General features: G+C 69.7%; 11 protein-coding genes and 1 tRNA gene. 8 read left to right on the top strand and 4 right to left on the bottom strand.

What is annotated here, in order from left to right:
* The first annotated feature begins 140 nt into the window (after positions 1–140).
* From QO015_RS08785 to QO015_RS08805, 5 genes are read left to right on the top strand one after another with little or no spacing between them, the layout of a single operon-like run.
* Positions 141–2042 carry a D-apionate lactonase family protein gene (locus tag QO015_RS08785; protein WP_266280010.1) on the top strand — a complete coding sequence of 634 codons (1902 nt, stop codon included), beginning with the start codon at positions 141–143 and terminating at the stop codon, positions 2040–2042.
* Positions 2039–3085: a Gfo/Idh/MocA family protein gene (locus tag QO015_RS08790; protein WP_266280008.1), complete on the top strand. Its 1047-nt coding sequence runs from the start codon at positions 2039–2041 to the stop codon at positions 3083–3085. Before QO015_RS08785 ends, QO015_RS08790 begins: the two co-directional genes overlap by 4 nt.
* Positions 3078–4328, top strand: a complete 1251-nt coding sequence (locus QO015_RS08795) for a ribulose-bisphosphate carboxylase large subunit family protein (RefSeq protein WP_266280006.1) — start codon at positions 3078–3080, stop codon at positions 4326–4328. Before QO015_RS08790 ends, QO015_RS08795 begins: the two co-directional genes overlap by 8 nt.
* Positions 4325–5725 (top strand): four-carbon acid sugar kinase family protein, encoded by a 1401-nt coding sequence (locus tag QO015_RS08800; protein ID WP_266280004.1) that lies wholly within the window; start codon positions 4325–4327, stop codon positions 5723–5725. Before QO015_RS08795 ends, QO015_RS08800 begins: the two co-directional genes overlap by 4 nt.
* Positions 5722–6570, top strand: a complete 849-nt coding sequence (locus QO015_RS08805) for a phosphogluconate dehydrogenase C-terminal domain-containing protein (RefSeq protein WP_266280002.1) — start codon at positions 5722–5724, stop codon at positions 6568–6570. The genes QO015_RS08800 and QO015_RS08805 overlap by 4 nt, the downstream gene beginning before the upstream one ends.
* A gap of 12 nt (positions 6571–6582) precedes the next feature.
* On the opposite strand, the gene QO015_RS08810 is transcribed toward QO015_RS08805, so the two are convergent.
* Complete coding sequence (locus QO015_RS08810; RefSeq protein WP_266280001.1) at positions 6583–7512, bottom strand: glutaminase; 930 nt, start codon at positions 7510–7512, stop codon at positions 6583–6585.
* A gap of 8 nt (positions 7513–7520) precedes the next feature.
* Positions 7521–10529 carry an ATP-binding protein gene (locus tag QO015_RS08815; protein ID WP_266280000.1) on the bottom strand — a complete coding sequence of 1003 codons (3009 nt, stop codon included), beginning with the start codon at positions 10527–10529 and terminating at the stop codon, positions 7521–7523.
* Positions 10530–10739: 210 nt separating this feature from the next.
* Between QO015_RS08815 and QO015_RS08820 the strand changes: the two genes are divergently transcribed.
* The 3 genes from QO015_RS08820 (at position 10740) to QO015_RS08830 (ending at position 12144) form a co-directional block, all read left to right on the top strand.
* On the top strand, positions 10740–11120 hold the full coding sequence (locus QO015_RS08820) for a phasin family protein (protein ID WP_266279998.1): 381 nt from the start codon (positions 10740–10742) through the stop codon (positions 11118–11120).
* Between the two features lie 286 nt (positions 11121–11406).
* Positions 11407–11907, top strand: a complete 501-nt coding sequence (locus QO015_RS08825) for a phasin family protein (RefSeq protein WP_266279997.1) — start codon at positions 11407–11409, stop codon at positions 11905–11907.
* Between the two features lie 160 nt (positions 11908–12067).
* Positions 12068–12144: transfer RNA gene (locus QO015_RS08830), tRNA-His, on the top strand.
* An 88-nt stretch (positions 12145–12232) separates the two neighbouring features.
* Here QO015_RS08830 and QO015_RS08835 read toward each other — a convergent pair.
* Positions 12233–13111: an efflux RND transporter periplasmic adaptor subunit gene (locus QO015_RS08835; RefSeq protein ID WP_266279995.1), complete on the bottom strand. Its 879-nt coding sequence runs from the start codon at positions 13109–13111 to the stop codon at positions 12233–12235.
* Positions 13102–13332 carry a DUF1656 domain-containing protein gene (locus QO015_RS08840; protein WP_266279994.1) on the bottom strand — a complete coding sequence of 77 codons (231 nt, stop codon included), beginning with the start codon at positions 13330–13332 and terminating at the stop codon, positions 13102–13104. Before QO015_RS08840 ends, QO015_RS08835 begins: the two co-directional genes overlap by 10 nt.
* Positions 13333–13343 lie beyond the last annotated feature (11 nt).

Raw genomic sequence — 13343 nt, forward strand, 5'->3', positions numbered from 1 at the left:
CTTCCCTTTCTCGCTCCTTTGCTGGCTCTCTCCCGGCCTCTGCCCGCTCGCCGCGTCGATGCCGTCAGCAAGGCGCTTGTGACGACTCGTCTTCTGGTATAATCACTGTTCCATCATAAGATCGCGCCGCGGGGAGGACCATGGGCGACGCTCGATCCCGGCCTCTTGCATCGGATCAGGATGCCGACGGCGCAGCCGCGCGCCGGCTTTCGGCCGGCCCGCTCACGGTCGAGATCGACGACGGCATGCTGCGCGGCGTCCGCTGGCATGGCGTCGAGGTCGTCCGCGGCATCAACTGCCTGGTGCGCGACGCGCATTGGGGAACGCTGGCGGCGACGGCGGGCGACGAGCACTTCGACGAGAGCGGGCAGGCGTTTCGCTACGAGCGCCGCTTCGTGCTGGAGGACGGCAGCGCGACGATCGTGCTGACGGCGGCAGGCGCCTCGGACGGCAGCCTCGCCGTCACCGCCGCCATCACCGCCGTCCGGGATATCGCGACGAACCGCGCCGGGCTGACGCTGCTGCATCCCATCGCCGGCGTCGCCGGGACGACGCTCGCGATCCGGCATGGCGACGGCAGCGTCGAGCAGGCCAGCTTTCCGGCGCTGATCCAGCCGGCCCAGCCGGCTTTCGACATCGCGGGCCTCCGACACGAGATCGGCGGCATCGGCGTCGAGATCGCCTTCGAGGGCGAGGTCTTCGAAATGGAGGACCAGCGCAACTGGTCGGACGCCTCGTTCAAGACCTATTGCCGGCCGCTTGCGTTGCCGACGCCCTACACGATCGAGACCGGCACCACGGTCGCCCAGCGCATCGCGATCCGCTGCACGGGCGCGCCAAAGGCGGCGGGCGGCACCGCAGCCGCGCAACCGCTGGCGCTCGGGCCGGAGATCGGCCGCCTGCCGGAGGTCACGCTCGCCGTCGATGCCGACGCTGTCGCCGGGGCCGAGGCGATGGCGCTCCTCGCCGGAGCCGGCATCGGCCGGTTGTCGCTGCGCGTTTCCACGGATGTGGCGGCCGAACGGCTCTCCGCCCTGGCAACGATCTGCGGCGGACGGGGCGTCGACCTCGAGGCCGTCGTCGTCGGCCGCGATCCTCTCGAAGCGCTGGGACGGCTGAGAGGCGCGCTTGACGCCGCCGGCATCGCCCCGGAGCGGGTTCTGGCGCTGCCGGAGGCGTATCTTTCCTCCTACCAGCCTTCCGGCCCCTGGCCGGACGGGCCGCGGCCCGAGGCGGCGATCGCGGCCGCTCGCGCCGTGTTCCCGGCCGCGCGGATCGGCGGCGGCATGCTGACGAGCTTCACCGAGTTCAACCGCTGCCGGCCGCCGGCGGATCTGGTCGACTATGTCGGTCACGGCACGACGGCGATCGTGCATGCCGCCGACGACCGGTCGGTGATGGAGACGCTGGAGGCGCTGCCGGCGATCTTCGCGAGCGCCGCGGCGATCGGACAAGGCAGGCCCTACCGGCTCGGCCTCGTCTCGATCGGCATGCGGTCGAACGCCTATGGACCGGAGCGCGCGCCGGACCCGGCGGCCCGGCCCCTGGCCATGGCCAAGGCCGATCCGCGACGGGCGACGCTCTTCGCCGCCGCCTTCGCGGTCGGCGCCGTCGCGGCGACGGAAGGGTCCGCCGTCGAGGCGCTCGCGCTCGGCTCGCCGACCGGCGCCTTCGGCATCGTGCGCGAGGAAACGGCCGAGCCCTGGCCGGCGCTGACGGAGGGGATGCGCGTCTTCCCGCTCTATCATGTGGTGCGCTGGCTGGCGGAACGCTCCGGCCCGCCGCGGCGGAGCCTCTCCGGCCTGCCGGCGCATGTCATGGGCATCGCCAGCGGACGCGAGGCGGTGATCGCCAATTGTGGCCTCCGGCCCGTGACGATCGCGCTCGCTTCTCCCGCCGCCTGCCTGATGCTCGACGAAGAGAGCCGCCCCGCCGCCGCGCTCGACGCGAACTTCCTGGATCGTCCGGCCGCAGTCGTCGATAGGATGACGCTTGCACCCTCGTCCACGGCCTTCCTGGCCTTCACCGGAGATCTCTCATGACTGTCCGTCGCGGCGCCCTCATCGGATGCGGCTTCTTCGCGCGTAATCACATGCATGGCTGGGCCGAAGTCGAGGGCGCGGAAATCGTCGCCGTCTGCGACCGCGACACGGCCAAGGCCGAGCGCATGCGGGCCGATTTCGGCGTGCCGCATGCCTATGGCGACGCCGAGGAGATGCTGCGCACCGAGAAGCTCGACTTCGTCGATGTCGTCACCACCTCGCCCTTCCACAAACAACTCGTCGAGCTCGCGGCCCGGCATGGCGTCGCCGCCATCTGCCAGAAGCCGTTCGCCGACACCTATGCCGATGCGGAGGCCATGGTGCGGGCCTGCGAGGCGGCCGGCGTGCCGCTCGCCGTGCACGAGAATTTCCGCTGGCAGCGGCCCTTCGTGGAACTCGGCGAGCGGATCGCGGCGGGCCGCATCGGCAAGCCCGTCTATGCGCGCATCTCGTTCCGCCACGCCTTCGACTACTACGCCAACCAGCCTTATCTCACCGAGGTCGAGCGCCTCAGCCTGATGGATATCGGGCTGCATCTCTACGATCTCGCCCGCTATCTCGTCGGCGAGGTCGAGACGCTCGCCTGCCGCACGCAGCGCATCAATCCGATCGTGCGCGGAGAGGACTCGTTCACCTCGCTGCTCGGCCATGTCGGGGGCGCGACCTCGGTGGTCGAGTGCTCCGCCTTCGCGAAATACGACCCCGATCCGTTCCCGGAGACGACCGCCGTCGTCGAGGGCACCGAGGGCACGCTGGAGCTGCTGCGTGGCTATCGGCTCATCGAGCATCACGCCGGATCGAGCTTCGAGACCAATGTCGATGTCGAGGTGCCGGCCTGGGGCGCCAAGCCCTGGCAGGTCGTGCAGCGCAGCGTCGCGGCGTTCAACCGCCACTTCGTCGACGTGCTGAACGGCAAGGCCGAGGCGCAGCCCTCCGGCGCGCACAATCTCGGCACCATGGCGCTGGCGCTCGCCTCCTACGATTCCGCCGCGAGCGGCAGCGTGATCCGCATGAGCGAATGGCGAGAGACGGGACATGGTTGAACGCATCGAGGCCGATTATCTCGTCGAGACGGCGCATGATCCGCGCGTCGCCGTCGAGGTCATGGCCGGAGAGCAGTCGTCGGGCACCTTCGTTCCGGTGCCCGGCGAGACGCCCGAGCTCAAGGAGCGCTCGGCTGCGCGCATCGAGGCGCTGGAGATCGTCGGGGAGCGGGCCGAGCCCAGCCTTCCCGGCGCCAGCCATCCGGACGGCCGGCGCATCCTGCTGGCGCGGGCGACGCTTTCCTGGCCGCTCGCCAATATGGGGCCCTCGCTGCCGAACCTGATGGCGACGGTCGCCGGAAATCTCTTCGAGCTGAAGCAGTTCTCCGGCCTGCGCCTCCTCGACATCCGCCTCCCCGCCGCCTTCGCCGCCGCCTATCCGGGGCCGAAATTCGGCATCGAGGGCACGCGGCGCCTCGCCGGCGTCGAAGGACGGCCGCTGATCGGCACCATCGTCAAGCCGAGCGTCGGCTTCTCGCCGGCCGAGACCGCCGACCTCGTGCGCCTCCTCGCGGAGGCCGGGATCGACTTCGTCAAGGACGACGAGTTGCAGGCCGACGGCCTGCATTGCCCGTTCGACGAGCGGGTGCGCGCCGTGATGCGGGTGGTCAACGACCATGCCGACCGCTCCGGCAAGAAGGTGATGTTCGCCTTCAACCTCTCCGGCGAGATCGACGAGATGCGGCGGCGCCACGATCTCGTGCTCGCCGAAGGCGGCACCTGCGTGATGGCCTCGATCAACGCGGTCGGCCTTTCCGGCATGATCGCGCTCGGCCGCCACAGCGAACTGCCGATCCATGCCCATCGCAACGGCTGGGGCGCATTGTCCCGCGCTCCAGCGCTCGGCTTCTCCTATGTCGCCTTCCAGAAGTTCTGGCGGCTGGCCGGCGCCGACCACATGCATGTCAACGGCCTCGCCAACAAGTTCGCCGAAAGCGACGAGAGCGTCATCGCCTCGGCACGCGCATGCCTGACGCCGATGTTCGCCGACAAGCCCTGCATCGCCATGCCTGTCTTCTCCTCGGGTCAGACGGTGCGGCAGCCGCCGGCGACTTTCGCAGCGCTCGGCAGCACCGACCTCATCTATGCGGCCGGCGGCGGCATCATGGCTCATCCCGACGGCCCGGCCGCCGGCGTCGAGAGCCTCAGGCAATCCTGGGCCGCCGCCATGGCGGGCATCCCGCTCGAGACCCATGCGCGCGACCACGCCGCGCTCGCGGCGGCGCTCGGAGGCCGGTCATGACGGCGCCTGCGGACCAGTTGCCGGAGGGTGTCCTCGTAGCCTGGTATGGCGACGACTTCACCGGCTCGGCCGCGACCATGGAAGTGCTGGCCTTTGCCGGCCTCGCCTCGGTGCTCTTTCTCGACATTCCGACCGCCGAGGACCTCGCCCGCTTTCCCGGCGCGCGCGGCATCGGCATCGCCGGCATCGCCCGCTCCAAGCCGCCCGCCTGGATGGACGAGAACCTGCCGCCGGTCTTCTCGGCGCTCGCGGGGATCGGCGCGCCGGTCAGCCATTACAAGATCTGCTCGACGCTCGATTCCGCGCCGCATGTCGGCTCCATCGGCCGCGCCGTCGATCTCGCCGCGCCCATCCTCGGCGGCGCATGGCATCCGCTGGTCGTGGCGGCGCCGCCGATCGGCCGCTACCAGGCCTTCGGTACGCTCTTCGCCCTCTATGACGGCGCGGTCTACCGGCTCGACCGGCATCCGACCATGAGCCGCCACCCCGTGACCCCGATGCACGAGGCGGATGTCCGCCGCCATCTCGGTTTGCAGACCACGCGGCCAATCGGCCTCGTCGATCGGCTCGGCCTTCATCGCGATGCCGGCGCGGCGCTCGCCGCCGCGCGCGACGGTGGGGCGGACATCGTCGCCATCGACGTCATGGACGACGAGGATCTCGCTTGCGCCGGCCGCCTCGTCTGGGAGAACCGCGGCGAGCGGCTGCTTGCGATCGGCTCGCAGGGGATCGAATATGCGCTGGTGGCCCATTGGCGCGAGGCCGGACTGATCGATGCCGCGCCGGCCGCGCCCTCGGCCGGTCCGGCGGAACGGATGGCCGTCGTCTCCGGCTCCTGCGCGCCGCAGACCGCGGCGCAGATCGCCCATGCTGCCGCCGCAGGTTTCGAGATCGTCCGGCTCGACGCCAGCCGCGCCGTTAACGCAGCGGCGTGGCAGGCGGAACTCGGCCGCGTGGAGGCGGCGGCACTCGCCGCGCTCGGCCGCGGTCGCGCGCCGATCGTCGCGACGGCCGAGGGGCCGGACGATCCGGCCGTGGCGGAAGTCAACGAAGCCATCGCGACGAGCGGGCTCGACGCGGCGACCGTCAACGAGCGCATCGGGCGCGGGCTCGGCGCCCTGCTCGGCCGGCTGATCGCGGAAGCGCGGCTGCCGCGCGCGGTCATCGCCGGCGGCGACACCTCCGGCTACGGCGCGCTCGCGCTCGGCATCCGCGCGCTGACCGCCCTCGCGCCCACGGTTCCCGGCGCCGCGCTCTGCCGCGCCCATTTCGCGGACGCCGCGCGTGCGCCGCTCGAGATCGCGCTCAAGGGCGGGCAGATGGGCGCGCCGGACTATTTCACGTCAATCAGGAATGGCGGCGGCGGAACCGTCGCCGCGAGGAGCAAGGCAGCATGACCAAGATCGCGCTACTCGGTGCCGGCGGCAAAATGGGCGTCCGGCTCGCCACCAATCTCAGGGGCTCGCGCTTTTCCGTCGACCATGTCGAGATCACGGCCGAGGGCCGCGAACGGCTGAAGCAGGCCATCGGCGCCGACTGCGTCGGCGAGAACGAGGCTCTGGCCGGCGCCGACGTCGTCGTGCTGGCGGTCCCGGACCGGCTGATCGGCAAGGTCGCGCACCAGATCATCGGCCGCGTGCGGCCGGGCACCGCGCTGATCGTCCTCGACGCGGCGGCGCCCTATGCCGGCGAGATGCCGGACCGCGCCGACGTGACGACCTTCGTCACCCATCCCTGCCACCCGTCCGTCTTCCCCGAGAACGTCACCGACGGCCAGCGCGACTTCTTCGGCGGCGTCAGCGACCCGCAGGCGATCGTCTGCGCGCTGGTCCAGGGGCCGGAGGAGCATTACGCGCTCTGCGAGGAGGTCGCCCGCACGATCTATGCCCCCGTCTCGCGGGCGCATCGCTGCTCGCTGGAGAATATCGCCATCATGGAGCCGGCGATGTCGGAGACCGTGGGCGCGACGCTGTGCCTGGCGCTGCGCGAGGCGACCGACGAGGCGGTGCGGCGCGGCGTTCCGCGCGAGGCGGCGATGGACTTCATGCTCGGCCATATCCAGATCGAGCTCGCCATCGCCTTCGGCATCTTCAAGGAAGGCAAGTTCTCGGACGGCGCGCTGCATGCCATCCGCGAGGCTCGGCCGCTGATCTTCAAGGACAACTGGCTCGAAGCCGTGTTCAGCCCCGAAGCCGTGATGGCCTCGGTCAAGGACATCTGCAACCCGAAGCAGGCGGCCTGAGCGGCGCGGCAGCTACGGGCCGAAGATCGACCAGTCCATGGCGCGGGCGAGGCGCTCCAGCGCCCGCGAGCCGAGCAGCGAATTGCCGACCTTGTTGAGGCCGGGCGACCAGACGGCGATCGACGCCTTGCCCGGCACGATGGCGAGGATGCCGCCGCCGACGCCGCTCTTGCCCGGAATGCCGACCCGAAAGGCGAAATCGCCCGAGCCGTCATAGTGGCCGCAGGTGAGCATCAGCGCGTTGATGCGCCGCGCCCGCTCGGCCGAGACGACCTTCTGGCCGGTCAGCGGATGACGCCCCTGGCCAGCGAGGAAGCTGCCGGCCACCGCGAGCTGGCGGCAGCTCATGGCGATGGCGCATTGGTGGAAATAGACGCCCGTCGTCATCTCCACCGGATGGCGGATATTGTCGTAGGCCTTCATGTAGTTGGCGAGCGCGCGGTTGCGGAAGCCGGTCTCCTGTTCCGAGCGCGCCACGTCCATGTCGATGACGATGCTCTCGTCGTCGGCCAGCGAGCGCATGAAGCGCAGGATGAGGCCGATCGCCTCGCGCGGCTTGTAGCCGGCGAGGATCACGTCGGTGACGACCAGCGCGCCGGCATTGATCAGCGGATTGCGCGGGATGCCGTGCTCATATTCGAGCTGGACGATCGAATTGAACGGATTGCCCGAGGGCTCGCGGCCGACGCGGTTCCACAGCGTGTCGCCGACCTGGCCGAGCGCCAGCGTCAGCGTGAACACCTTCGAGACGCTCTGGATCGAGAACGGGAGATCGGCGTCGCCCGCCGTGAACAGCGCGCCGTCATGGGTGAGGACCGCGATGCCGAACTGGCCGGGATCGACCTTGGCGAGCTCGGGGATATAGGCGGCGACCTTGCCGCGCTCGGTCGCCGCGCGCGCCTCGGCGGCGATCTCGTCGAGGACAGTCTGAAGCTCGGGCATGCGCTCCCTTATCCGGCCAGCACCCGCGTCGCGGGGAAGGTGATGCGGATCAACGTCCCCTGCCCTACGGCCGAATCGATCACGAAGGAAGCCCGGTTCGCCTCGACCAGCGCCTTCGTGAGCGGCAGGCCGAGCCCGGTGCCGTCGCTGCGCCGCTCGCGCGAGGTCGAGAGCTGGCGGAACGGCTTCAGCGCCGTCTCGATGTCCTTCTCCGACATGCCGATGCCGGTGTCGCGGATGCGCAGGCTCACCTCGCCATGCGGCTCCATGGCGGTCGAGACGACGACCTGACCGCCGGCGAGCGTGAACTTCACCGCGTTCGAGACGAGGTTGAGCACGATCTGGCGGATCGAGCGCGGATCCGCGACCACATTCGGTACCTGGCCGGACAGCGAGGTGCGGATGATGATCCGCTCGCGATTGGCCTGCGGCTGCATCAGCGCCACGCATTCCATGACGATGTCGTTGAGCGCGACGGACTCGAAATTCAAATCGAGCTTGCCGGCCTCGATCTTGGAGAGATCGAGCAGGTCGTTCAGGAGGCTCATCAGATGCGCGCCGGAGACATGGATGTCGCGCAGATATTCCTTGTAGCGCTCGGTGCCGATCGGGCCGAAGCGCTCCTCCATCATCACCTCGGAGAAACCGATTATGGCGTTGAGCGGCGTGCGGATCTCGTGACTGACCTTGGCGAGGAAGTCCGACTTCTGCATCGAGGCGCTTTCGGCCGCCCGCCTGGCGTTGATCAGCTCGCCCTCGGCATTCTTCCACTGCGTGATGTCGCGCAGCACCGCGCAGAACTTGCCCGTTTCCGGCAGCCGGCCCATCGTCATGAACAGTGGGATCAGCCCGCCCTGCGGCACCCGCGCGATGACCTCGCGGCCGTCGTTGAGCACGCTGGCGACGCCGTTGCGCGCCAGGCCGTCGAGATAATCGAGCGCCGACTGGCGGCTTTCCTCGGCGAGGAGATCGGGAAGGCGGAGGCCTGCCACCGACGCCGACTCGACGCCGAACAGCGCCTCCGCCGAACGGTTGATGCGCTCGATCCGGGCATCCTGGTCGACGACGATGATGCCGTCGGTCGCCGTATCGAGGATCGCCTCGAGCTCGACGATGCGCTGCCGGGCATGGGCGAGTTCGGCCTCGCGCAGCGGATCCGGCAAAGGCGAGGCGGGCACGGCTGCCTCGGCGGGTGGCGTCTCGGCGACAACCTCCGTCGCTGCTGGCGCGGGCTCGGGCTCGGGTTGCGAAGTGGTGTCCGCCGCGGCGGCCTCGATCTCGTGCGGCACGAACGGCGCATCCGGCGCTTCGGCCGGCGGCGGCTCGATGGCCGGAGCCTCCGCCGGGCCGCTCTCGGCCTCGGCCTCGGGAGGCTGATCGGACGAGGTCTCCGCGACCTGATCGGGGATCGCCGCCGCGACGGCCTCGGGGGCCGGTGTCCCGGTCGCGGAAGGAACCGATCCGGCGGGCTCGGTCGTCGCCGCCTCGGACGTTGCCGTTTCAGGAGCCGTCGCCTCAGAAGCTGGAGGCTGGGGGGCGGCTGCGGGCGGACGCGGGGCGGACGGGCTGCTCAGCGCCGCGGCGATGCGGCGGAAGGCATCCTGCTCGGGCACCGACAGCCGGTCCGTCTCGGTTGCGGGCAGCGCCCGCGCCAGGCGGATGACATTGGAGCCCTGCGGCTGCATGGCGCTGCGCGGCCTCTCGACCGGCGCGGGCGGCGCCTCGGGGCGGTCCGAGCGGCGGATGACCCCGAAGCCGCGATAGCCCTCGAACAGCCGGTCGCGCGAAAAAGCCGGCAGGGCCGCGAGATCGACGGCGACGAAATGCTCGCCGTCCTCGGCCGGCCAATCGAGCGTCACGCCGCTCCAGGTGTCGCGGCGGGCAATGAGCCCGGCCACGGCGCCTGTCGGATCGAGGCCGAGCCGGGCGGCCATCTCGCCCCAGGTCTCTCCGACGGCGATCGCCGAAGCCGGGCCGACCACATCGGCAAAATCCGGCGACACGAAGGTGAAGCGCCCATCTGCGTCCATCTGGAACACGAAGCGCACCGGACCCTGCGGCGGCGCGAAGCGGAAGCCGCCCGACGGCTCCGGCTGAGGCTCGGACTGCGACACGGGCTCGGGCTGCGCCTCGGGTTCGACTTCGGCCTCGGACGCGATGGCCGGTTCGGGCGTCGCGTCCTCCGCGACCTCGATCCCGGCGGCCGCGCGGTCGATCAGAGGCGGCGGCTCGACCGCTTCGGACGGCGCGGACACAGCGGCCGTGGGCTCCGGCTCGACGTCCGGGGCCTCGATCGCCGCCGGCTCGGCCAGGTGGACGGGCTCCCCCGGTGCGGCCGGCTCGACCAGCACCCGCTCGCCCGGTCCGACGACCAGGAGATGGAAGCGGCTGTCCTGATCCTCGAAAACCGCCAGCCCGGCAGGACGGCGCATGTCGCCAATGCGGAGTGCACGCCGCGCCAGCCTCTCGCCGCGCCGTGCGGCAGAGCCGACGAGTTCGGCGACCGCCGCCTCGCCGTCGACCAGCCAGGCGGCGCCGCCGCGTTCCGCGAGCACGGCGCCCTCGGCATCGAGCACGGCGACGGCGCAGTCCTCCTCGGCGAGCGCAGCCACAAGATCTTCCGCCGCCTGTCGCGCCGCCGGCCGCTCGCGGCTCTCGGGAAGCGCGACGAGCATGGCGGGCTCGCCGTCCGGAAGGGCGATGCGCCGGCATTCGGCGGCATGGCTCGCGAGCCCTGCCCCGACGGCGAAGCGGATGCGCTCCAGCCTCGCCGCGCCGGGCGCGAGGCTGCGCGCCGCGCGGGCGATCTGCATGGTGGCCGGAAGCGCAGGCGAGAAGCGTCGATCGAGGAGATCCTCGATCCGCCGCTCGCCGAAGAACCGCGCGCCGGCCGCATTGGCGAACAGGATTCGCCGCCCGTCGGCCGAGAAGAGCAGAACCGGACGGGGCGCAAACAAGGCCGATCCCAGCGCCGGCAGGGCCGCCAGCTCGAGAAAGGCATGATCGCGTCCGCTCATCGTCGGTCGGGCTCCCAAGCTCCGGATCGGTCCCGGCATGCCGCAACAGTCTGATTGCTTAACAAGACTCTAATAGATTGCCGGCGCGGCAAGGTCTATGCACGCGCCTCTTTTGCCCGACGGACTCGAAGGGCTTGGTTAATCTCCGACACGTTTTCACAGCCTTCCGATGGGGCTATGCTGTCCGCCCCAGCCGCGGAGGACGAGGCGATGGCCAAAGAGACAGAATTCGATATTCCCGAGGCGATGCGCACCTTCGCCGACAAGAGCGTCGATCAGGCCCGCAAGGCCTTCGACGATTTCATGGCGGCGACCGTGAAGGCCGTCGACAAGGCCGAGACCTCCGCGAAATCCGTGCACGAAGAGGCCCGCACGGCCAACAAGCAGGCGATCGGCTTCCTCGAGGAAAACCTCGCCGCGTCGTTCGAATTCGCCCAGAAGATGGTCCGCGCGCGGACGCTGGAGGAACTGCAGGCGATCCACAGCGAGTTCATCCAGCGTCAGGTTTCGGCGGCCGAGGCGCAGACGCGCTCCGTCGGCGAGGCGATCACCAGAGCCGCGAGCGATCTCGCCGCCAAGGTCAAACCCTGACCGCGGCGCCGGCCGCGTGATGCGCAGCTAAGCGGCACTGCCCGTTTGAGCGGCATCGCAGTGCAGCATGCTGAGCCGGCAAGACGGTGCCGAATTAATGCGAGCCTCAGCAAAATTGCCGTTTCGCGACAGAAAGAATGAACGCGAATCCCCTTGTGCGTCGCAAAATGATGTTGCAATGCACAAGGTGACTGGCTATATGTGAGGCATCTCGACTGGAGCCGAACGGATCGTCTGTCACGGCTCTCTCGCTCTCGAGATCGACGCATTCTCAAGGAGAGCCGACATGACCGATACCCCTGCCGCGAAGCCCGCCAAGACCGCCGCCGCCAAGGCCGCCAAGGCTTTCGAGGCGCCCTTCGAGGCGTTCAGCTTCAACTTCCCGACCGCCGAGATGCCGGCTGCCTTCCGCGACCTCGCCGAGAAGACGCTGTCCGGCAGCAAGGACGCCTACGCCAAGATAAAGGCTGCCGCCGAAGAGGCGACCGAGGCCTTCGAGGACAGCGTGGAGACGGCGCGCAGCGGCATGGTCGAGCTCAGCCACAAGTCGCTCGACGCGGCCAAGGTCCACAGCGACGCCTCCTTCGCCTTCGCGAAGGAGCTGCTCGGCGCCAAGACCTTCGCCGAAGTGCTCGAGCTGCAGATGGGCTTCGCCCGCAAGCAGACCGAGGCCTTCGCGGCCCAGGTCAAGGACATGCAGGACTTCTCGCAGAAGTTCGTCGCGGACGCCTCGCGTCCGGTCAAGGCGAGCGTCGAGAAGGCGCTGAAGGGCACCACGCTCAACTGAGCGGCTGCCGCGACATTCGAAGGCGCCGGCGGTCCCGCCGGCGCCTTTTTTCGTGATGCCCCGCCGCCTCCGAAGCGCGCTGGGGAAAGCGGAACCGACGCGCTGTTAGCACTTGCAACGCGCCGCCAATGCTTCTAGGTTCCGCTCGCTTTCAAGGTAGGCAGCTGTAGCTCAGTTGGTTAGAGCGTCGGATTGTGGCTCCGAAGGTCGGTGGTTCGAGCCCACCCAGCTGTACCAAAGCAATCTCCCCGCATTGAGCAGTCCGCGCAGCGCGCCCCGCCACTGGTGGCGTGCGCGGTGACAGGCGCCTTGGCGCGAAGCGTGCTCAGCGTCCCGGCGCGCTCGGCGGTACGACCACGGTCGCCGAAAGACCGCTGATCAGCTCCACGTCAGGCGGAACGTCGTCGAGGGCGATGCGAACCGGGATGCGCTGCGCGAGGCGGATCCACTCGAAGTTCGGGTCGACAGTCGCCAGCAGGCCACCCGAGGCGGTCGGATTGGCGATCGCGCGGCTGAAACCCTGGACCGTCCCGCCGAGCCTGACGCCCCCCGCCATCAGGCGGATCTCGGCCCGGCTGCCGATCCTGATCTCCGGCAGCTTCGTTTCCATGAAATAGGCATAGACATAGAAGCTGTCGCTATCGACCAGCGCCAGCACGCTCGTCCCAGCGATCGCATAGTCGCCGGAGCCGGCCGTCAGGTTCGTGACATATCCGTTGACGCGTGAACGCACCGTGCTGCGCTCGAGGTTCAGCTTCGCCGTCGCCAGTTCCGCCTCGGCGATGCGCAGATCCGCCGCCGCCTGATCGGCCTTGGCCTGCGAGTTCTCGGCGGTCGCGCCGGAGATGGCACTCGGATCGCTGGCCATTACTTCGGCATCGCGGCGCGCGTCGTCTTCGGCGAGCTTCAGCGCCGACTGGCGGTCGGCCACCGTCGCCTCGGCCTGCTGCACCGCCAGCGCGAAACGCTGCTGGTCGATCACGAACAGCACGTCACCCTTGGCGACCTTCTGGTTGTCCGTGACGTTGAAGGTCGTGATCGGTCCCGAAACGTCCGGCGCGACGGAGACGACGGTCGCGAGAACGCGCGCATCCCGCGTCCAGGGCGAGAAGGTGTAGAGCGTCCACAGCCACCAGCCGCAAAGGCCGGCGGCGACGACGGCGACGAGCGTGACCGCCACGCGGATGATCGAGGTCAGAGCCATGCCGGAACTCCGAGATAGACGATGCCGCCCAGAAGGAGAACGTAGAGCGCGACGTTGAACAGGGCGCGATGCCAGACGAAGCGGTAGAGGCCGAAGCGCTGCAGCACCACCCGGAGGATCAGGAACGGGACGAGCGCGAGCACCGCCCAGAGCATGACCGGCGGAAGATAGAAGCCGAACAGGACCGTGTCGGGAAAGAGGCCGAGGCCGGGCGCCTGCATGAACACTGCTT

This window comes from Kaistia geumhonensis, assembly GCF_030815145.1.
GTDB lineage: Bacteria > Pseudomonadota > Alphaproteobacteria > Rhizobiales > Kaistiaceae > Kaistia > Kaistia geumhonensis.

Excerpts from the sequence above, each read along its gene's own strand:
- QO015_RS08815 (WP_266280000.1), bottom strand. The coding sequence starts at position 10,529 with ATGAGCGGACGCGATCATGCCTTTCTCGAGCTGGCGGCCCTGCCGGCG.
- QO015_RS08800 (WP_266280004.1), top strand. The coding sequence starts at position 4,325 with ATGACGGCGCCTGCGGACCAGTTGCCGGAGGGTGTCCTCGTAGCCTGG.
- QO015_RS08805 (WP_266280002.1), top strand. The coding sequence starts at position 5,722 with ATGACCAAGATCGCGCTACTCGGTGCCGGCGGCAAAATGGGCGTCCGG.
- QO015_RS08790 (WP_266280008.1), top strand. The coding sequence starts at position 2,039 with ATGACTGTCCGTCGCGGCGCCCTCATCGGATGCGGCTTCTTCGCGCGT.
- QO015_RS08840 (WP_266279994.1), bottom strand. The coding sequence starts at position 13,332 with ATGCAGGCGCCCGGCCTCGGCCTCTTTCCCGACACGGTCCTGTTCGGC.
- QO015_RS08825 (WP_266279997.1), top strand. The coding sequence starts at position 11,407 with ATGACCGATACCCCTGCCGCGAAGCCCGCCAAGACCGCCGCCGCCAAG.
- QO015_RS08785 (WP_266280010.1), top strand. The coding sequence starts at position 141 with ATGGGCGACGCTCGATCCCGGCCTCTTGCATCGGATCAGGATGCCGAC.
- QO015_RS08795 (WP_266280006.1), top strand. The coding sequence starts at position 3,078 with ATGGTTGAACGCATCGAGGCCGATTATCTCGTCGAGACGGCGCATGAT.
- QO015_RS08835 (WP_266279995.1), bottom strand. The coding sequence starts at position 13,111 with ATGGCTCTGACCTCGATCATCCGCGTGGCGGTCACGCTCGTCGCCGTC.
- QO015_RS08820 (WP_266279998.1), top strand. The coding sequence starts at position 10,740 with ATGGCCAAAGAGACAGAATTCGATATTCCCGAGGCGATGCGCACCTTC.
- QO015_RS08810 (WP_266280001.1), bottom strand. The coding sequence starts at position 7,512 with ATGCCCGAGCTTCAGACTGTCCTCGACGAGATCGCCGCCGAGGCGCGC.